We start from the raw sequence: 18,120 nt of genomic DNA on the forward strand, positions 1-18,120 counted from the left end.
CCATTCGGGCAATTCCGACAGAAGAAAGTGTCGGAATGAAGTAGGCGAGTGAGGGCGGCCGCCCGGAGCTTCGTGGCCGAAACCGCCGCGAGGCGGTCGCAGCGTTGCCAGACGGCCATTTCGGCAGATGATTGGCGCGCCGGAAACTCAGGCCGCGGTGCCGCTCTTCAGCGATTCGACGAGTTCGACGTATTGCTGCTTCGCGGCGTCCTGCGCGGTGCCCTTGAGCGCCGCCCACGCATCGTACTTGTATTTGCCGACGATGTCGGTGAAGCCCGGCTTGTCGCCGTGCACGTCGCCTTCGCTCGCCTGCTTGAAGAGCGCGTAGAGACGCAGCAGCGTCAGGTTGCCCGGACGCTCGGGCAGTTGCTTGACGTCTTGCTGGGCTTGCTCGAACTGGGAATTGATGTCGGTCATGGTCGTTTGGCCCGCGTGGCGGGATAGATGAGATCGGCCGAAAATCATAGCAATTGCCCGCCGCCCCGGGACCGAGGGCTTATTCCAAACGATGACGGCCGCGAAGCCGGGCGGCGCGGCCGCGCAAACCACCATTCACGCGCACCGCGCCGATTACAATACGGTCCATGACTCAAACAGTGCTCCTTGCCCTCGATACATCGACCGAGTTCTGCTCGGCGGCGCTCGTGTCCGCGTCCGTCGATGCCGCCGGTCAGCCCAGCGCCGAACCGCGCGTCTGGGTTCGTCATGAACAAACCGGCGCGGTGTCCAGTACCCGCCTGCTGCCGGCGATCCGCGAACTGTTCGACGAAGCCGGCCTCACGCTGGCGGATTGCGACGCGATCGCGTTCGGCTCGGGTCCGGGTTCGTTCACCGGACTGCGTACGGCGACCGGCGTCGCCCAAGGCCTCGCGTTCGGCCTGAACCTGCCGGTCGTACCGATCGGCACGCTGCTCGCGTGCGCGGAGAGCGCCCGCCTGCGCGATCCGTCGACGACGCGCGTGCTCGCCGCGCTCGACGCGCGCATGGACGAAATCTACTGGGCCGACTACGCGTGGGACGACACGCAACACGAATGGCGCACCGTGCAGGCGGCGACGCTCGATGCACCCGAGCGGCTCGTGCTGCCCGACGTGCCATTCACACTCGCCGGCAACGCGGCCGCCGCGTTCGGCGAGCGCTTGCCGGCGGTCGCGGCCGCGCGGAGCGTCGATGGCCAAGCGTTGCCGCATGCGTTGCCGCTCGCGTACGCGGCGCTGCGCGCGTTTCATGCGGGCCGCACGGTGCGCGCCGATCAGGCCGCACCCGAGTACGTGCGCGACAAGGTCGCGCAGACGACCGCAGAGCGCATGGCCGACAAAGCGGCGAAATCAGCCAAAGCGGCTCATAGCGCCGAGCAGTCCGCGCAGCACGCGCCCGATGGCGGCTCCGGCCAACCGTCCCACGACGAGGCGCGCCCATGAGCGGCGTGCTGCTCACGGACCGCTACATGTCGCCGATGACCGAAAGCGACCTGGACGAAGTCGCCGCGATCGAGAAACTTGCGTATGAGTTTCCGTGGAGCCGCGGCAACTTCGGCGACTCGCTGCGCAATGGCTATTTCGGCGTCTGTCTGCGTCACGTGACGGGGACGTTGATCGGCTACTGCGTGCTGATGCCAGTTGTCGATGAAATGCATCTGCTGAATCTGTGCGTCACGCCGCAAGCACAAGGCGCCGGCGCAGGCCTCGCGCTGCTGCGCGAGGCGGTGCGCATCACGCACGCGGAGAGGCTCGAGGGGCTGCTGCTCGAAGTGCGGCCGTCGAATCATCGGGCGATCCGGTTGTACGAGCGCTTCGGCTTCGCGTCGATCGGCCGGCGCAAAAATTATTATCCGGCGCGGCATCGCGGCCGGGAGGACGCGATCGTGATGCGTCTGTCGTTAGCCACGGAGGGCGCAGATGGCGCTGCATGAATCGGTGCTCGAAGAATTCGGACTCGCGCCGTTGTGGGTGCGTCGCGGACTCGCGGCGCGAGAGGAGGCCGGACAGAGTGATGCGCTGCAGTCGCCGCGGGAACACGCGGAAGACTTGCGTCGCGCCGAGCCTGCGACGCAGACCTCGCGCGAACCGCTGCGCGCGTCCGCCGAGGTGCAGCCGCCGCAAGTGCAGCGCGAATCCACGCCGCGCTTCGACGAAACTGCAGCGCGGCGCGAAACATCAGAACCGCAAACTGACTTTTCAGCCCCGCCGACTTTCGACGCCCCTTCCGAGGACGACTTCGCGTGGTTCGACGATCCGACCGCATCGGCCGCCGCGCCCGCCGAAGCGCGCCGCGACGCGCCCGCGCTGCCGTCTATCCACACACTCGACTGGGACGCGCTCGCCGAGCGCGTCGCCGGATGCGAGGCGTGCCGGCTGTGCGAGAAGCGCGTGAACACGGTGTTCGGCGTCGGCGATCGCGAGGCCGACTGGATGCTGATCGGCGAAGCGCCCGGCGAGAACGAGGACCGTCAAGGCGAACCGTTCGTTGGCCAGGCCGGCAAGCTGCTCGACAACATGCTGCACTCGCTCGCGCTCGCGCGCGGCACCGACGTGTATATCGCGAACGTGATCAAGTGCCGGCCGCCTGGCAATCGCAATCCGCAGCCGGACGAAGTCGCGCGTTGTGAACCTTATCTACAGCGTCAGGTGTCGCTCGTGAAGCCGAAGCTGATCGTCGCGCTCGGCCGTTTCGCCGCGCAAAGTCTGCTCAAGACCGACGCGAGCATTTCGTCGTTGCGCGGCCGCGTCCACACGTACGAGGGCGTGCCGGTGATCGTCACCTATCACCCGGCCTATCTGCTGCGTAGCCTGCCCGACAAGGCCAAGGCCTGGGCGGATCTGTGCCTCGCGCGTGCCACGTGGCTCGCGAACGGCGGCGTGCCGTCGAACGAATCAAAGTGACGATGCCCGAGGGACCGGCGGCGCGCATGCCCGCCGCGTTTGTCAGCCGCGCGGCGCTTCTCGATACCTTGCTGGGTTTGCGTGGCGATGCTTCAGTCGATGCGCTGCGCGATCCCGCTGTCCGCGATCTCGCGTGGCTGCTGCTCAGTCCCGATCTGTTGCGCCCTCAGCTTCCCACAGGCGCGCTCGCCGATCCTTTCGGCACACCGCAGGAATTGCAGGCCACGCTCGACTGGCTGCGCGCGCTCGACGCCGCGCCGGCACTTCTGCGTCAGGATCTCGCGGCAACGCGTATCACGCGCCTTGGCCGCTACGCCGAACGCCTGCTGGGCTTTTTCCTTCGTCATGGACCGGCGACGCAACTGATCGCAGCGGGTGTGCCGCTACGACATGCGGGCCTCACGCTCGGTGAATGCGATTTCCTCGTGCGCACGCGCCAGGGGGCGCGACTGCATTGGGAACTCGCGGTGAAATGCTATCTACATGCGGGCGATGCGAATGGGGCAGAGGCGGCGCGTCTCGCCGATTATGTCGGCCCCAATCTGAAAGACCGCCTCGATCTGAAGCTCGCGCATTTGCTCGATCATCAGTTGCCGCTCAGCGCACGCGAGGAATTTGCCTCGACGGGCTATGCGGGCGCGTGGACGCCGCAGATGTTCGTCAAAGGCTGGCTGTTTTACCGGCGTGGCGAGATGCCGACCGATCCTGCCGAACTCGATCCCGCGCACGGTCGCGGCTGGTGGGTCACGCATCGCGACTGGCCGGCTTTCGCGTGCGCGCATGCGCACAGGTGGCGGGTGTTGCCGCGGCTCGAATGGCTCGCGCCGCAATATCGAACGCAAGCCGGTGCGGACGACACGTGGTACGTCGACGCAAACCCGCTCGCCGCGCAGATCTCACCGCAACACGGCCCGACGATGGTCGCCGGATTCATCGCAGACAACACGGGGCGTGTACTTGAACGCTCGCGCGGTTTTATCGTGCCCGACGACTGGCCCGAGCACGCGCGGCGTTACGCGAAGCAATGACGTCGCTCACCACCACCGATGAAAGTGATGCACCGGCCCCACGCCGTGGCCGACGTCGAGCCGCTCGCTCGCCTGCAACGCACCCGTCAGATAAACCTTCGCATCGGCGACCGCGCTAGCGAGATCGTCGCGCTGCGCAATCAAGGCCGCGATCGCCGACGACAACGTGCAGCCCGTTCCGTGCGTGTTCTTCACCGGCACGCGCGGACCGCCGAGACGCAGCGTGCCGCTTTCCTGCACGAGCCAGTCGGGGCTATCGGTCGCGCTCAGATGGCCGCCCTTCATCAGCACCGCGCGCGCGCCGAGCGCGCGCAACGCTTCGCCTTGCTCGACCATGCCGGCTTCGTCGGCAGCGGGTTGCATGCCCAGCAATGCGGCCGCTTCCGGCAGATTCGGCGTCAGCAGATCGGCGAGCGGCAGCAGTTCGTCGCGTACCACCGCGACCGCATCGGGTAGTAATAGCGCGTGATTGCTCTTCGAGATCATCACCGTATCGAGCACGATGTGTTTGGGCTGGTGACGGCGCAGCGCGTCGGCGACCGCACGCGCGATCGGCGCATTCGCGAGCATGCCGATCTTCACCGCGTCGATGCGGATGTCGTCGAACACCGCGTCGAGCTGCGCGGTGACGAAGCCCGGGTCCGGCGCGTGAATCGCGGTCACGCCGCGCGTGTTCTGCGCGGTCAGCGCGGTGATCACGCTCGCGCCATAGGCGCCGAGCGCGGAGAAGGTCTTCAGATCGGCCTGGATGCCGGCGCCGCCGCCGGAGTCGGAACCGGCGATCGTCAGCACATTGGGAATCGATTGAGTCATGGTCGAGCGAGGAAGAAGGGGGGCGCGCTCGTGTGTGCCGCGGCCGGCCCGGCGCAGCCGATCAGTGCTTGGCTTCGCCGATCAGCGCGACCGAATCGAAGGCGCGCTGGTTCGCCTGATGGCGTCGCATCACGAGCCACATCATCAGGCAGACGAAGGTGCCGAACAGAACGATCACGATGGTGACCGGCACGTCGAGCCACACGAGCACCGCGTACAGGCACAGCATCACGAGCACGGACAGATTCTCGTTGAAGTTCTGCACGGCGATCGAATGGCCCGCCGACAGCAGCACGTGCCCGCGATGCTGCAGCAGCGCATTCATCGGCACGACGAAAAAGCCCGACAGGCCGCCCACGAACATCAGGAAGATATACGCGAAAATCAGATAGCCCGACACGTGCATGCGGCCAAAATACACGCCCCAATGCGGGGGAAACAGATCGCGCGTGTAGAACGCCATCAGCATCACGGAGATACCCATCATGATGCCGACCGGCAAGACCGACAGCGACTTCTTCAACGGCACACGCGAAGCCGCGAAAATCGCGCCGAACGCGACGCCAACCGCGACCACCGCCTGCAGGATCGCCGCCTCGGACAGAGACATGCCCAGCGACACTTCGGCCCACTTCAGCACGATGAATTGCAGCGTCGCGCCCGCACCCCAGAACAGCGTCGTCACGGCGAGTGAAATCTGTCCGAGCTTGTCACGCCACAGCACGAGAAAGCAGTCGGCGAAATCGGTGATCAGGCGGATCGGCCCGTGCTCCTGTCGCGGATAGCGCGCGCCGGTGTCGGGAATGCGCAGATTGAACAGCGCGGCGATCACGTAAATGGCCATGATCACGACCATCGCGGCTTCCGCGGGCGTGTTCACGGTGGGGATGTGCCATTTGAGAATCGGCGCGGCGATATGCGGGCTGATCAGCGCGCCGCCGAGCACCGTGCCGAGAATGATCGAGCCGACCGTGGTGCCTTCGATCCAGCCGTTCGCGGCAACGAGCCGGTCAGGCGGCAACAGTTCGGTGAGAATGCCGTATTTGGCGGGCGAGTAGGCCGCCGCGCCGAAGCCGACGATGCCGTACGCAATCAGCGGATGCGCGCCGACCAGCATCGTTATGCAGCCAACCACCTTGATCGTATTGGTGATGAACATCACGCGTCCTTTCGGACGGGAGTCGGCGAATGCACCCACGAAGGCGGCAAGAACGACGTACGACAGCACAAAAAACAGCTTGAGCAGCGGCGTCATCCAGTTCGGAGCGTGAAGATCTTTCAGCAGAGCGATAGCAGCGATCAGAAGCGCATTGTCGGCCAGCGACGAAAAAAACTGCGCGGCCATGATGGTGTAAAAACCTTTTTTCATCTGATGCGATGCTGTCCTCGCTGCGGTCTGTCCGCCCCGGCCGTTTGTCATGTGTCCGGGCTTATGCCGATCGAAATGGGTTGTGCGCACGGCTTTATATCATGAAAATAGCTGAATTCGGACTAGCAGAATTCTTGATCGCACCGCCCAGCGGGCCGCCGAGCGCTGAAAACGCCCTGTAAGCCGCTGATTCGCAAGTGTCTTTACGAAAAAATCCCATGCCGCGCCCCCTTTCCGCCACGATTCATACCGCTGCTCTCGCCAATAACCTCGCTGTCGCGCGGCGCTATGCGCCGAAATCGAAAATCTGGGCCGTCGTCAAGGCTAATGCCTACGGGCATGGCCTCGCGCGCGTGTTCCCCGGTTTGCGCGCTACGGACGGCTTTGGGCTGCTGGACCTCGAAGAAGCGGTGAAGTTGCGTGAATTGGGCTGGGCGGGTCCAATTCTTCTGCTGGAAGGCTTTTTTCGGCCGACCGACATCGACGTAATCGACCGCTACAGTTTGACCACGGCGCTGCATTCGGACGAGCAGCTGCGCATGCTCGAAATGGCGCGTCTGTCGAAACCGGTCAATATTCAGTTGAAGATGAACACCGGCATGAACCGGCTCGGCTACACGGTCGAAAAATTCCGTGCCGCGTGGGAACGTGCGCGCGCCTGTCAGGGCGTCGGCCAGATCACGTTGATGACGCATTTTTCCGATGCCGATGCCGAGCGCGGCATCGCGCATCAGATGGAGGCGTTCGAGCGCGGCGCGCAGGGCATCGCCGGTGCGCGCAGTCTGTCGAATTCGGCCGCGACGCTGTGGCATCCGGAAGCGCATTTCGACTGGGTGCGTCCGGGCATCATCCTGTACGGCGCGTCGCCGTCCGGCGTGACGGCCGCGATCGACGGCACGGGCCTGCAGCCCGCGATGACGCTCGCGTCGGAACTGATCGCCGTGCAGACGCTCGGCGAAGGCAGCTCGGTCGGCTATGGGTCGAGGTTCACTGCGCGCGGTCCGATGCGCATCGGCGTGGTCGCGTGCGGTTACGCGGACGGCTATCCGCGCGTCGCGCCGGAAGGCACGCCGGTGATCGTCGATGGCGTGCGCACACGGGTCGTTGGACGTGTGTCGATGGACATGCTGACCGTCGACCTGACCCCGGTGCCGACCGCCAACGTCGGCTCGCGCGTGGAATTGTGGGGCACCGGGCTGCCCATCGACGACGTCGCGCAGGCCTGCGGCACGATCGGCTACGAGCTGATGTGCGCGGTCGCGCCGCGTGTGCCGGTTCGGGCGGAGTAACGCGTGGCGAAAGCGAAGACGTTGTACATCTGCGGGGAATGCGGCGGACAGTCGCCGAAGTGGTCCGGTCAATGCCCGTCCTGCCAGACGTGGAACACGCTCGTCGAATCGGTCGCGGAGGCGCCGTCCGGTCACCGTTTCCAGTCGCTCGCGAAGAGCACGCCGGTACGGCGCCTCGCCGACATCGACGCGTCGGACGTGCCGCGCTTTTCCACCGGCGTCGGCGAATTCGACCGCGTGCTCGGCGGCGGCCTCGTGCCGGGCGGCGTGGTGCTGATCGGCGGCGATCCGGGCATCGGTAAATCGACGCTGTTGTTGCAATCGCTCGCGGAAATCGCGGCGGACAAACGCGCGCTCTATATCAGCGGCGAAGAATCTGGCGCGCAGATCGCGTTGCGCGCGCAACGGCTGGCGTTGCTCGAACCCGGCTCGAAGGCAAGCGAGCTGCAATTGCTCGCGGAAATCCAGCTCGAAAAAATTCAGGCGACGATCACAGAGCAACGGCCTGAAGTCGCCGTGATCGATTCGATCCAGACCGTCTATTCGGATGCTTTGACATCGGCGCCGGGCTCGGTCGCGCAGGTGCGCGAGTGCGCGGCGCAACTCACGCGCATCGCCAAGCAGTCGGGCACGACGATCATCATGGTCGGGCACGTGACGAAAGAGGGCGCGCTCGCGGGACCGCGCGTGCTCGAACATATCGTCGATACGGTGCTGTATTTCGAGGGGGATACGCACTCGTCGTACCGTCTCGTGCGCGCGATCAAGAACCGTTTCGGCGCGGTCAACGAACTCGGCGTGTTCGCGATGACCGAGCGTGGTTTGCGCGGCGTCGCGAATCCGTCGGCATTGTTTTTATCGCAGCACGAGCAGTCGGTGCCGGGCTCATGTGTGCTCGTCACGCAGGAAGGCACGCGGCCGTTGCTCGTCGAAGTGCAGGCGCTCGTCGATGCGGCCAACGCGCCAAATCCGCGACGCCTTGCGGTCGGCCTCGAACAGAACCGGCTCGCGATGCTGCTCGCGGTGCTGCATCGGCACGCGGGCATCGCCTGTTTCGATCAGGACGTGTTCCTGAACGCGGTGGGCGGGGTGAAGATCTCCGAGCCCGCCGCCGACCTCGCGGTATTGCTCGCGATCCATTCGTCGATGCGCAACAAGCCGCTGCCGAAGGGGCTCGTCGTATTCGGCGAAGTGGGCCTCGCCGGCGAAATCCGGCCGTCGCCGCGCGGTCAGGAGCGCCTGAAGGAAGCAGCCAAGCTCGGCTTCTCGGTGGCGGTGATTCCGAAGGCCAATGCGCCGAAACAGCCAATCGAAGGCTTACAGGTCGTTGCGGTCGAACGGATCGAACAGGCCATCGACCGCGTCCGCACGCTCGAATAGACGGGGGCCGGGACGGCTCGCCAGTACTTTGTACGCTTGCGGTACCGTAATGCCCGGTAAATATCTTCATATTGGCTGTAACCTGGTCGCCATACCTTTTTTCTAAGCTGTAAGGATATGCATCCCGTCTGATGCTCGAAAAAGGATCGCGCCTTGAAACAGTCTCGTGAAACCGCTGCCCACCATAACATCCAGGTGCGCGGCTGCCGGGTCTCCGCCCCGATTCATCAGCCGTGGGGCGGCGCTTGCCGGATCGTCGAGTGGATCGACACCGCGGGTCAGATCTCGCGGCGGGTGGTGGCCGAAGACGTAACGGCCGCCGAAGTGCGTGCCACGATCAGCCGCCATGTGGAAGGCCGCAAGCACCTGCTGTACGACGACGAAAAGTCGCCTCGGCAAACGCTGCCGAGGCAGACGCCGACGCGGCGTTGACGGCGGCGGGTTTTTCGATTGACCGGGGGCCTTGATCTTCATTGCGCCCGCGTCGCGGCTTCGCCACGCGCATTAGGCCTCGTCGTCGTGTGAGTCGGCGGCGCTCGCGGCCACCGCCGCATACGCGTGCGGATTGAACAGCGGATGCTGCGCCGCTTCAGCGGGCGTCAGCACCGGCGACACGCAGCAATCGAGCGATTCCAGCGATTCCACCCATTCGCCGAGCGTGCGCGTCGCGATCAGATTGGCGACTTCCTGAATGAGTGCCACGGCATCGGGACCGCCGATCGCCTGACCCAGGCTCCAGTGACGCGTCGCCCATTCCGGCCGATCGAGCGCCATGCACAGCGTTTCCCAGAACTTCAATTCGAGCGCGCCGACCGCGAGCCAGCGTTCATCGCTGGTGCGGTAGAGGTTGTAGCAGGGCACGCCGCCGTTCAACAGACCACTGCCCGCGGCGGGCGCCGCACCTTCGTTGACGAGCGACACCTGCGCGACGAAGTTGTGCGCATAGCTCGTGTGCGTCATCGATACATCGACGAAGCGGCCCGCGCCGCCTCGCGCGACATGCCAGAGCGCCGCGAGAATTTGCGTGACCGCGCTCAATGCGCCGCCGAGCAGATCGGCGATCTGGAAGTTCGGCAGGATCGGCGCACCGTCGCGGTTCGCCAGTTGATCGAGCACGCCTGCATAGCCGATGTAATTCAGATCGTGGCCGGCATGGTCCGCGAACGGACCGCTCGCGCCATATCCGCTGATCGCGCAATAGACGAGCCGCGGATTGGCTGCGCTGAGCGTCGCGTAGCCGAGGCCGAGCCGCTCCATCACGCCGGGCCGGAAGCTCTCGATCAGCACGTCGGCTTCAGCCGCGAGTGCGCGCAGCACCTGGCGTCCTGCTTCGGACTTGAGGTCGAGGCGCGTCTCGCGCTTGCCGCGATTGACCATCCGGTAAAACGCGCCGGGTCGGCCCGCGACACGATCGCTCGACGACTGCATCATCGTGCGAGTCGGGTCGCCCGCGCCGGGCGCCTCGATCTTCAGCACATCGGCGCCGAGCTCGGCGAGGCGCAGCGCGGCCACCGGACCCGGCAGCAGACGCGTGAGGTCGAGCACGCGCAGTCCTTGCAACGGCGGCGCATCGGCTGCCGATGCAGCTACGGATTCTGGGGCCGATAAGCCGGACGATGAATTCGCAAATGACAAGGCCAAGCTCCCGTGGATGCCGGCGCGGTGCCGCTAGCCGATCTGTTCGAGTTCCTCGTGCGTCTCGAGCCATTCGGCTTCGAGCGTGTCGAGGCGCGCGTTCACGTCTGCCTGACGGCGGATCGCCTCCGTCAGCTTGCTCTTCTGCTCCGGTTCGTAACTCGCGGGATCGGCGACGAATGTATCGAGCGTCGCTTTCTCCGCGTTGAGTGCGTCCATTTCCCTTTCGATCTTCGCGATGCGGCTTTGCAGCGGCTTCTTCAGATGCGCGAGCTTCTGCCGCGTTTCCGCTTCGAGGCGGCGCTGTTCCTTGCGATTGACGTTGCTGTCGCCACTTGCCGCGCCGTTGGACGCTGCGTCCGACGCACCGGAAGCATTGGCCTTCAGCGCGGCGCGCTGCTCGGCCGCATGCTGCAGCAGCCAGTCGCGGTAGTCGTCGAGATCGCCGTCGAATTCCTGCAGACGATGCTTCGCGACCAGCATGAACTGATCGGTCGTCGCGCGCAGCAGATGCCGGTCGTGCGAGACCAGGATCAGCGTGCCTTCGAATTGCGCGAGCGCCATCGTCAGCGCGTGGCGCGTTTCGAGGTCGAGGTGGTTGGTCGGCTCGTCGAGCAGCAGCAGGTTCGGCTTTTGCCAGATGATCAGCGCGAGCGCGAGGCGTGCCTTCTCGCCGCCCGAGAACGGCGCGATCTTCGCGGTCGCCATGTCGCCGGAAAAGTTGAAGCTGCCGAGGAAGTCGCGCAGCTCCTGCTCGCGCGTATCGGGCGCGAGACGCGCGAGGTGCTGCAACGGGGTGTCGTCCGGACGCAGCGTTTCGAGCTGATGCTGCGCGAAGTAGCCGATGCGCAGACCCTTGCCTTCGCGTACGTGGCCGCTCAACGGTTCGAGCGTGCCCGCGAGCGTCTTGATCAGCGTCGACTTGCCCTGGCCGTTCGCGCCGAGCAGGCCGATGCGCTGACCATTCTGGATCGACAGCATCACGCGCTCGACGATCGGAATCTCGCTGCCGTCTTCGGCATGGTAGCCGCAGCGCACGTCTTCCATCACCATCATCGGATTCGGCGCGGAGTCGGGAGTGCGGAACTCGAACGTGAACGGCGACCCGACGTGCGCGGGCGCGATCAGCTCCATCTTCTCGAGCGCTTTCACCCGGCTTTGCGCTTGACGCGCCTTGGTGGCCTGCGCCTTGAAGCGGTTGATGTAGCTCTGCAGATGCGCGACCGTGCGCTGCTGCTTTTCGTACGCGCTCTGTTGCAGCGCGATCTGCTGCGCGCGCAGCACTTCGAATTGCGAGTAGTTGCCGCCGTAGCGTTTGATCTGCTGGTTCTCGAGATGCAGCGTGACGTTGCAGACGGAATCGAGAAACTCGCGGTCGTGCGAGATCACGATCAGCGTGCCCGCATAGCGATTCAGCCAATCTTCCAGCCAGACGATCGCGTCGAGGTCGAGGTGGTTGGTCGGTTCGTCGAGCAGCAGCAGATCGGAGCGGCACATCAGCGCCTGCGCCAGATTCAGGCGCATGCGCCAGCCGCCCGAGAAGCTGCTGACCGGCTCGCGGGTCTGGTCGAGCGTGAAGCCGAGGCCGAGCAGCAACGCTTCGGCGCGAGCCGGCGCGGTGTAGCCGTCGGCGTCGGCGAACGCGGCGTGCGCTTCGGCTTCTGCCGCGCCGTCGTGCGCCGCGGAGGCCGAAGCGATGCGCGCTTCGATGTCGCGCAGCGCGGCGTCGCCGTCTAGCGTGTAGGCGAGGGCGGTTTTGTCGACCGCGGGCGTTTCCTGCGCGACGTGCGCGATGCGCCAGGTCGGCGGGATCGAGAAATCGCCGCCGTCCGCGTGCAGCTCGCCGAGCAGCACGGCGAACAGCGTCGACTTGCCCGCGCCGTTCGCTCCGACGAGGCCGGCTTTTTCACCGGGGTTCAAGGTGAATGTGGTGTTGTCGAAAAGCGGCTTGGTGCCGAGCGCGAGGCTGAACTGATTGAAGCGGATCACGACGTGGCCGGCTGAAGAAAACCGCTATTTTAGACTGCCCGGCGCGTTGCCGGGCGCGCGGCGCCGATTGCCGGTCTGTCACTTCGCGCGCAGCGCTCATCGGCCATCCGGCCGACTGTATCGGCAGCGCTTTTGGCATAGACTGACGGCTTTCACGGGAGGGCACATGACATCGATCTTTTCGTTTTCGGCACGCACGCTCGGCGGCGAGGAAGCGAGTCTCGCGCAGTACGAAGGCAAAGTGATGCTGATCGTCAATACCGCGAGCGAATGCGGGTTCACGCCGCAATACGCGGGCTTGCAGAAACTGTATGACGCGTACGCGGCGCGCGGGCTCGCGGTGCTCGGTTTTCCGTGCAACCAGTTCGGCAAGCAGGAGCCGGGCGACGCCGCGCAGATCGGCAGCTTCTGCGAGAAGAACTACGGCGTGACGTTTCCGATGTTCGACAAGATCGACGTGAACGGCCCGAACGCGCACCCGCTGTTCCGCTATCTGACGATCGAGGCGCCGGGACTGCTCGGTCTCGAGGCGATCAAGTGGAATTTCACGAAGTTTCTGATCGGCCGCGACGGCAACGTCGTCAAGCGCTATGCGCCGCTGACCAAGCCCGAGGCGATCACCGGGGATATCGAAGCGCTGCTGTAAGCGGGCACGCCTACAGGATCGGCGAAAAGAGCCGCGCGACGTGCATCAGCATGCGTCGCAGCGCGCTCGACTTGCGGTACTCGTCGCCGTCGATTTCGCGCGACTCGGCAAAGTCGTCGAGCAGCATCGTCTCGACTTCGAGCGCGAAGCCGCGGTCGACGGTCAGCACCATGATCTCGAAGTTCAGGCGAAACGAGCGGTTGTCGAGATTGGCGCTGCCGATCGCGGCCGCGCTGCTGTCGATCAGCACGACCTTCTGATGCAGGAAGCCCGGCTGATAGCGGAAGATGCGAATGCCCGCGCGCAGCGAGTCGTACGCATAGAGCTTCGACGCCGCGAACACCACGAGGTGATCGCGCCGGCTCGGAATCAGGATGCGCACGTCGACGCCGCGCAGCGCAGCGAGGCGCAACGCAGCGAATACGGCTTCGTCGGGGACGAGGTAGGGCGTCGTGATCCAGATGCGTTCACGTGCCGCGTTGATTGCTTCAACGAAAAACAGCGAGCAGGTCTCCTGCTTGTCGGCCGGGCCGCTCGGCAGCACGAGGCAGTGCATGTTATTCGCGGCGCGCTCGTTGGCGCCGTGGTCGCCGGGCTGGTCGAAGGATGGGGTCACGGAATCCGCGGCCGGCGCGTCGAACTTGGGCAACTGCTGCGTGGCCCAGTACCAGTCCTCGATGAAGACGAACTGGATGCTTGCGACCGCCGGACCACGCACTTCGATGTGCGTATCGCGCCACGGCGACAGCGGCGGCTTCGCGCCCAGATATTCGACCCCGACGTTATGACCGCCGACAAACGCGCGCTCGCCGTCGACCGCCACGATCTTGCGGTGATTGCGGAAATTCAGTTGCAGACGGTTGACGAAGAGGCGGTTCGTGGCGAACGGCTGCATCTCGATGCCGGCGGCGCGCAGCGCCGCGACGTAGCGGTGCGGCAGATCGAAGCTGCCGATACTGTCGTACAGGAAGTAGACCCGCACGCCCTGTTTGGCTTTGGCGATCAGCGCGTCCTTCAGCATGTCGCCGAGCGCGTCGTCGCGCACGATGAAGAATTGCACGATCACATAGCGGCGCGCGTTCTCGATCGCCTCGAAGATCGCCTCGAAAGTCGCCGTGCCGTTGACCAGCGTGCGCACGGTATTGCCGGGCAGGAACGGCATGCCGCCGAGGCGCGTCAGCGACTGCACGAGCCGCGAGCCGAGCTGCTGCGTCGGCACCCCGGCCGACGACGCCTGCGTGTCCCACACCTGCGGATGCGCGCGCGTGCGCAGCAGCTCGTTCTCGACGCGGCGCGCGTCCGCGTAGCCGGCGAACTTGCTGCGGCCAAGGAACAGGTAGGGTATGAGCGTCAGATAAGGCATCGCGACCAGCGACACGGCCCACGCGATCGCCCCTTGCGAGGTGCGGGTATGGAGAATCGCGTGAGCGGCCGCGATGATGCCGAGAATGTGGGCAACAGCAACCAGCGTGCCGACGTGAAGCAGGTCGAATGACATAAGCTCGCGAACAGTTGGCGAAGCGCCGTGGTTCAGGAAACGGAGGCGGGCACGGGCTCGCTCCGTGGTCTGCGGCGAACGCGTCGGGCAACGGGCTCAGGCTGCAGTGGCGGGCAAGGCCACGCGCTGTCGCGGCGATTGCTCGTGACCCTGCCTGAGAAACGCGCTTGAAACGACGATCAAACGGTCAGCATGCCGGACTCAGACCGGCAAGTCGCTGGCCTGGATCAGAAACACGTTGTCGTCGCCGGCGCTGGTCGACAGCCACACGAGGTCGAGACCGCCGAACGCGGCCTCGACGTGCTCGCGTTCGTTGCCGATCTCGATGACGAGCACGCCGTCTTCGGTCAGCCAGTTGCGCGCGTCGGCAATGATCCGGCGCACGATGTCCATGCCGTCGGCGCCACCGGCGAGCGCCATCTCCGGCTCGTGCTTGTATTCGGCCGGCAGCTCCCGCATCGACGTGGCGTTCACGTACGGCGGATTGCTGATGATCACATCGTAGCGGCGCTCGGCGAGCGGCGCATACAGATCGCCTTCGAACAGCGCGATGCGCTCGTCGAGGTGGTAGTCCAGCACATTGCGCGTCGCGACTTCGAGCGCGGGCGCGGACAGATCGACCGCGTCGACGTCGGCGTTCGGGAACGCGTGCGCGGCGAGGATCGCGAGGCACCCGGAGCCGGTGCACAGTTCGAGCACCGCGCCGACCTGCTCGGGGTCCTCGACGTACGGCTGCAGGCCGTCCTGCAGCAGCTCGCCGATGAACGAGCGCGGCACGATCACGCGCTCGTCGACGTAAAAGCGATAGCCGTGCATCCACGCTTCCTGCGTGATGTACGCGGCCGGCACGCGTTCGGCGGCGCGTCGCTCGATCACTTTCAGCACCGCCTCGATTTCGGCCGTGGTCAGGCGCGCGTCGAGAAACGGTTCGAGCAGGTCGAGCGGCAAATGCAGCGTGTGCAGGATCAGATAGGCGGCTTCGTCGTAGGCATTGGCCGAGCCGTGGCCGAACGACAGTTTGGCCTCGCTAAAACGCGACACTGCATAACGCAGCAGGTCGCGGACGGTGCAAAAAGGAAGCGTCATCGCAAAGTTCCAGGTTACGCGATCAGTTGTTCGAGCACGCGGCGATACACGTTCTTCAGCGGCTCGATATGGGCGACTTCGATATGTTCGTCGATCTTGTGGATGCTCGCGTTCAGCGGACCGAACTCGATCACCTGCTTGCAGATGCGCGCGATGAAGCGGCCGTCCGAGGTGCCGCCGGTGGTCGACAGTTCGGTGTCCACGCCGGTTTCGTCCTTGATCGCCTGCGCGAGCGCGCTCGACAGCTCGCCGCTCGGGGTGAGAAATGGCAGGCCGCTCACGGTCCATTGCAGTTCGTATTCGAGGCCGTGTTTGTCGAGAATCGCATGCACGCGCTTTTGCAGTCCTTCGACGGTGCTCGCGGTCGAGAAGCGGAAGTTGAACATCACGTCCGCGTGGCCGGGGATCACGTTGGTCGCGCCGGCGCCGCTGTGGAGGTTCGACACCTGCCAGGTGGTCGGCGGGAAATATTCGTTGCCTTCGTCCCAGCGCTCGGCCACGAGTTCGGCGAGCGCTGGCGCCAGCAGGTGCACCGGATTCTTCGCCAGATGCGGGTAGGCGATATGGCCCTGCACGCCCTTGACGATCAGCTTGCCCGACATAGAGCCGCGCCGGCCGTTCTTGACCATGTCGCCGAAACGCTCGCTCGAGGTCGGCTCGCCGACGATGCAGTAGTCCATGCGCTCACCGCGCTGCTGCAATGCTTCGACGACCTTGACGGTGCCGTCGGTGGCGGGGCCTTCCTCGTCGCTCGTGATCAGGAATGCGATCGAGCCGCGGTGCGCGGGGTGCGCGGCGACGAACTCCTCGCTCGCGACGACGAAGCCGGCGATCGACGCCTTCATGTCCGCCGCGCCGCGGCCGTACAGCTTGCCGTCGCGGTGGGTCGGCTCGAACGGCGCCGAGCGCCACTGTTCGAGCGGGCCGGTCGGTACCACGTCGGTGTGGCCGGCGAACGCGAGCAGCTTGCCTTGCGTGCCGTCGACGCCGCGTTTGACGGCCCACAGGTTGGTCACGCCGTTGGATTCGATCGTCTCGTGCTCGAAGCCGAGCGCGGCGAGGCGCTCGATCAGGAGACGCTGGCAATGCTGATCGTCGGGCGTGACGGACGCGCGCGCGATCAGTTGTTCGGTAAGGGCGAGGGTGCCGGACATGGATTCAGTACAAGCCACTTTTGAAATGAAAAAATGCCGGCTCGCGGTGAGGCACCGCAGCCGGCAACAGCCTTTGAACGACGCGGCGCGAGGCCGCGCGTTCGACTACCTCGTGCTCGAGCCTGGCGCTTCAGCGCCGCGCTCAGACAAACAGCGCCGCGTACTCGTCCGCCGAAAAGCCGAGCGACTTCACCCGCCCGTTCACGACCAGCACCGGCCGCTTGATCACCGACGGCTTGTGGATCATCAGCGCGATCGCGCCCGGCTGCGTTTCCGCGGCCGCCTTCATGTTGTCGGACAGAGCGCGCCACGTCGTGCCGCGGCGGTTCAGCAGCGCCTCGAGCTTGACGTCCTTGAGCCAGTCCTGCACGAGCGGCTCGGTCACGCCGGCCTTCTTGAAGTCGTGGAACTCGAACTCGACGCCGTGCTCTTCGAGCCACACACGGGCCTTCTTCACGGTGTCGCAGTTCGGAATGCCGTAGACGACGGTTTTGGTGCCGCGCGCCATCAATCGCCTCGCAGCAACTCGTTCAGGCCGACCTTCGCGCGCGTCTTCGCGTCGACCTTCTTGACGATGACCGCGCAGTACAGGCTGTGCGTGCCGTCCTTCGACGGCAGGTTGCCCGCCACCACTACCGATCCCGCCGGAATGCGGCCGTACGTGACCGCGCCGGTTTCGCGGTCGTAAATCCTGGTGCTCTGGCCGAGGTACACGCCCATCGAGATCACCGAGTTTTCCTCGACGATCACGCCTTCGACGACTTCCGAGCGCGCGCCGATGAAGCAGTTGTCTTCGATGATGACCGGGTTGGCCTGCAGCGGCTCCAGCACGCCGCCGATGCCGACGCCGCCCGACAGGTGCACGTTCTTGCCGATCTGTGCGCACGAGCCGACGGTGGCCCACGTGTCGACCATCGTGCCTTCGTCGACGTACGCGCCGATGTTGGTGTACGACGGCATCAGCACGACGTTCTTCGCGATGAACGAGCCGCGGCGCGCGATCGCGGGCGGCACCACGCGGAAGCCGCCGGCGGCGAAGTCTTCAGCGGTGTAGTTCGCGAACTTCGACGGCACCTTGTCGTAGAACTGGCTGTAGCCGCCGGCCGGCATCGGCGCGTTGTCTTCCAGACGGAACGACAGCAGCACGGCCTTCTTCAGCCACTGGTTGACGACCCAGTCGCCGTCCTTCTTTTCGGCGACGCGCAGCGCGCCCTTATCGAGTTGCTCGATCGCGTGGCCGACGGCTTCGCGCACTTCTGCCGGCGCGGCCTTCGGCGACAGTTCGGCGCGGTTGTCCCAGGCGGTATCGATGATGCTCTGAAGTTGTTGCGACATATGCGTGATTATCTGA

General features: G+C 65.4%; 18 protein-coding genes. 8 read left to right on the forward strand and 10 right to left on the reverse strand.

Annotated elements, in window-relative coordinates; genetic code table 11:
- Positions 1–147: 147 nt before the first annotated feature.
- Entirely contained in the window at positions 148–417 is a 270-nt protein-coding gene (locus OKW38_RS07095) for an acyl-CoA-binding protein (protein WP_184056944.1), read from the reverse strand.
- A 167-nt stretch (positions 418–584) separates the two neighbouring features.
- Between OKW38_RS07095 and tsaB the strand changes: the two genes are divergently transcribed.
- From tsaB to OKW38_RS07115, 4 genes are read left to right on the forward strand one after another with little or no spacing between them, the layout of a single operon-like run.
- Positions 585–1,421: a tRNA (adenosine(37)-N6)-threonylcarbamoyltransferase complex dimerization subunit type 1 TsaB gene (tsaB, locus tag OKW38_RS07100; RefSeq protein ID WP_429293275.1), complete on the forward strand. Its 837-nt coding sequence runs from the start codon at positions 585–587 to the stop codon at positions 1,419–1,421.
- Positions 1,418–1,912: a ribosomal protein S18-alanine N-acetyltransferase gene (gene rimI / locus OKW38_RS07105; protein WP_018417621.1), complete on the forward strand. Its 495-nt coding sequence runs from the start codon at positions 1,418–1,420 to the stop codon at positions 1,910–1,912. The genes tsaB and rimI overlap by 4 nt, the downstream gene beginning before the upstream one ends.
- Positions 1,899–2,882, forward strand: a complete 984-nt coding sequence (locus OKW38_RS07110; protein WP_429360770.1) for a uracil-DNA glycosylase — start codon at positions 1,899–1,901, stop codon at positions 2,880–2,882. Before rimI ends, OKW38_RS07110 begins: the two co-directional genes overlap by 14 nt.
- Positions 2,879–3,910, forward strand: a complete 1,032-nt coding sequence (locus OKW38_RS07115; RefSeq protein WP_429334778.1) for a DUF1853 family protein — start codon at positions 2,879–2,881, stop codon at positions 3,908–3,910. Before OKW38_RS07110 ends, OKW38_RS07115 begins: the two co-directional genes overlap by 4 nt.
- Positions 3,911–3,916: 6 nt before the next feature.
- Here the strand turns inward: OKW38_RS07115 and thiD are convergent, their stop codons facing one another.
- Positions 3,917–4,723 carry a bifunctional hydroxymethylpyrimidine kinase/phosphomethylpyrimidine kinase gene (gene thiD, locus OKW38_RS07120; RefSeq protein ID WP_187610460.1) on the reverse strand — a complete coding sequence of 269 codons (807 nt, stop codon included), beginning with the start codon at positions 4,721–4,723 and terminating at the stop codon, positions 3,917–3,919.
- Positions 4,724–4,784: 61 nt separating this feature from the next.
- Positions 4,785–6,092: a lysophospholipid transporter LplT gene (lplT, locus tag OKW38_RS07125; RefSeq protein ID WP_184056931.1), complete on the reverse strand. Its 1,308-nt coding sequence runs from the start codon at positions 6,090–6,092 to the stop codon at positions 4,785–4,787.
- A 218-nt stretch (positions 6,093–6,310) separates the two neighbouring features.
- Here lplT and alr point away from each other — a divergent pair, with 218 nt between their 5' ends.
- From alr to OKW38_RS07140, 3 genes are all read left to right on the forward strand, one after another.
- Positions 6,311–7,381 (forward strand): alanine racemase, encoded by a 1,071-nt coding sequence (gene alr, locus OKW38_RS07130; RefSeq protein WP_090800619.1) that lies wholly within the window; start codon positions 6,311–6,313, stop codon positions 7,379–7,381.
- Between the two features lie 3 nt (positions 7,382–7,384).
- Positions 7,385–8,761, forward strand: coding sequence for a DNA repair protein RadA (gene radA / locus OKW38_RS07135; RefSeq protein ID WP_090800617.1), 1,377 nt, complete (start codon positions 7,385–7,387; stop codon positions 8,759–8,761).
- Between the two features lie 153 nt (positions 8,762–8,914).
- Positions 8,915–9,193: a DUF2866 domain-containing protein gene (locus tag OKW38_RS07140; RefSeq protein ID WP_090800615.1), complete on the forward strand. Its 279-nt coding sequence runs from the start codon at positions 8,915–8,917 to the stop codon at positions 9,191–9,193.
- A 72-nt stretch (positions 9,194–9,265) separates the two neighbouring features.
- Here the strand turns inward: OKW38_RS07140 and OKW38_RS07145 are convergent, their stop codons facing one another.
- Both OKW38_RS07145 and OKW38_RS07150 read right to left on the reverse strand, forming a co-directional pair.
- Positions 9,266–10,321: a CaiB/BaiF CoA transferase family protein gene (locus OKW38_RS07145; RefSeq protein WP_187610463.1), complete on the reverse strand. Its 1,056-nt coding sequence runs from the start codon at positions 10,319–10,321 to the stop codon at positions 9,266–9,268.
- A gap of 108 nt (positions 10,322–10,429) precedes the next feature.
- Positions 10,430–12,385 carry an ATP-binding cassette domain-containing protein gene (locus OKW38_RS07150; RefSeq protein WP_429360772.1) on the reverse strand — a complete coding sequence of 652 codons (1,956 nt, stop codon included), beginning with the start codon at positions 12,383–12,385 and terminating at the stop codon, positions 10,430–10,432.
- 166 nt (positions 12,386–12,551) lie between these two features.
- Between OKW38_RS07150 and OKW38_RS07155 the strand changes: the two genes are divergently transcribed.
- Positions 12,552–13,031, forward strand: coding sequence for a glutathione peroxidase (locus OKW38_RS07155; protein WP_090800611.1), 480 nt, complete (start codon positions 12,552–12,554; stop codon positions 13,029–13,031).
- A 10-nt stretch (positions 13,032–13,041) separates the two neighbouring features.
- Here the strand turns inward: OKW38_RS07155 and cls are convergent, their stop codons facing one another.
- The 5 genes from cls to dapD all read right to left on the reverse strand — a co-directional run bounded on the left by cls (position 13,042) and on the right by dapD (position 18,104).
- Positions 13,042–14,529, reverse strand: a complete 1,488-nt coding sequence (gene cls / locus OKW38_RS07160; protein WP_429360773.1) for a cardiolipin synthase — start codon at positions 14,527–14,529, stop codon at positions 13,042–13,044.
- Between the two features lie 201 nt (positions 14,530–14,730).
- A complete protein-coding gene (prmB, locus tag OKW38_RS07165; RefSeq protein WP_429360775.1) occupies positions 14,731–15,615 on the reverse strand; it encodes a 50S ribosomal protein L3 N(5)-glutamine methyltransferase in 885 nt (294 codons plus the stop codon).
- A 14-nt stretch (positions 15,616–15,629) separates the two neighbouring features.
- Positions 15,630–16,769 (reverse strand): succinyl-diaminopimelate desuccinylase, encoded by a 1,140-nt coding sequence (gene dapE, locus OKW38_RS07170; RefSeq protein ID WP_090800606.1) that lies wholly within the window; start codon positions 16,767–16,769, stop codon positions 15,630–15,632.
- 142 nt (positions 16,770–16,911) lie between these two features.
- Positions 16,912–17,277 (reverse strand): ArsC family reductase, encoded by a 366-nt coding sequence (locus tag OKW38_RS07175; RefSeq protein ID WP_429360776.1) that lies wholly within the window; start codon positions 17,275–17,277, stop codon positions 16,912–16,914.
- Positions 17,277–18,104, reverse strand: coding sequence for a 2,3,4,5-tetrahydropyridine-2,6-dicarboxylate N-succinyltransferase (gene dapD, locus OKW38_RS07180; RefSeq protein WP_429360778.1), 828 nt, complete (start codon positions 18,102–18,104; stop codon positions 17,277–17,279). Before dapD ends, OKW38_RS07175 begins: the two co-directional genes overlap by 1 nt.
- Positions 18,105–18,120: the final 16 nt, after the last annotated feature.

This window comes from Paraburkholderia sp. MM5496-R1 (genome assembly GCF_050436205.1).
GTDB lineage: Bacteria > Pseudomonadota > Gammaproteobacteria > Burkholderiales > Burkholderiaceae > Paraburkholderia > Paraburkholderia tuberum.

Excerpts from the sequence above, each read along its gene's own strand:
- OKW38_RS07095 (WP_184056944.1), bottom strand. The coding sequence starts at position 417 with ATGACCGACATCAATTCCCAGTTCGAGCAAGCCCAGCAAGACGTCAAG.
- tsaB (WP_429293275.1), top strand. The coding sequence starts at position 585 with ATGACTCAAACAGTGCTCCTTGCCCTCGATACATCGACCGAGTTCTGC.
- rimI (WP_018417621.1), top strand. The coding sequence starts at position 1,418 with ATGAGCGGCGTGCTGCTCACGGACCGCTACATGTCGCCGATGACCGAA.
- OKW38_RS07110 (WP_429360770.1), top strand. The coding sequence starts at position 1,899 with ATGGCGCTGCATGAATCGGTGCTCGAAGAATTCGGACTCGCGCCGTTG.
- thiD (WP_187610460.1), bottom strand. The coding sequence starts at position 4,723 with ATGACTCAATCGATTCCCAATGTGCTGACGATCGCCGGTTCCGACTCC.
- lplT (WP_184056931.1), bottom strand. The coding sequence starts at position 6,092 with ATGAAAAAAGGTTTTTACACCATCATGGCCGCGCAGTTTTTTTCGTCG.
- alr (WP_090800619.1), top strand. The coding sequence starts at position 6,311 with ATGCCGCGCCCCCTTTCCGCCACGATTCATACCGCTGCTCTCGCCAAT.
- OKW38_RS07155 (WP_090800611.1), top strand. The coding sequence starts at position 12,552 with ATGACATCGATCTTTTCGTTTTCGGCACGCACGCTCGGCGGCGAGGAA.
- cls (WP_429360773.1), bottom strand. The coding sequence starts at position 14,529 with ATGTCATTCGACCTGCTTCACGTCGGCACGCTGGTTGCTGTTGCCCAC.
- prmB (WP_429360775.1), bottom strand. The coding sequence starts at position 15,615 with ATGACGCTTCCTTTTTGCACCGTCCGCGACCTGCTGCGTTATGCAGTG.
- dapE (WP_090800606.1), bottom strand. The coding sequence starts at position 16,769 with ATGTCCGGCACCCTCGCCCTTACCGAACAACTGATCGCGCGCGCGTCC.
- OKW38_RS07175 (WP_429360776.1), bottom strand. The coding sequence starts at position 17,277 with ATGGCGCGCGGCACCAAAACCGTCGTCTACGGCATTCCGAACTGCGAC.
- dapD (WP_429360778.1), bottom strand. The coding sequence starts at position 18,104 with ATGTCGCAACAACTTCAGAGCATCATCGATACCGCCTGGGACAACCGC.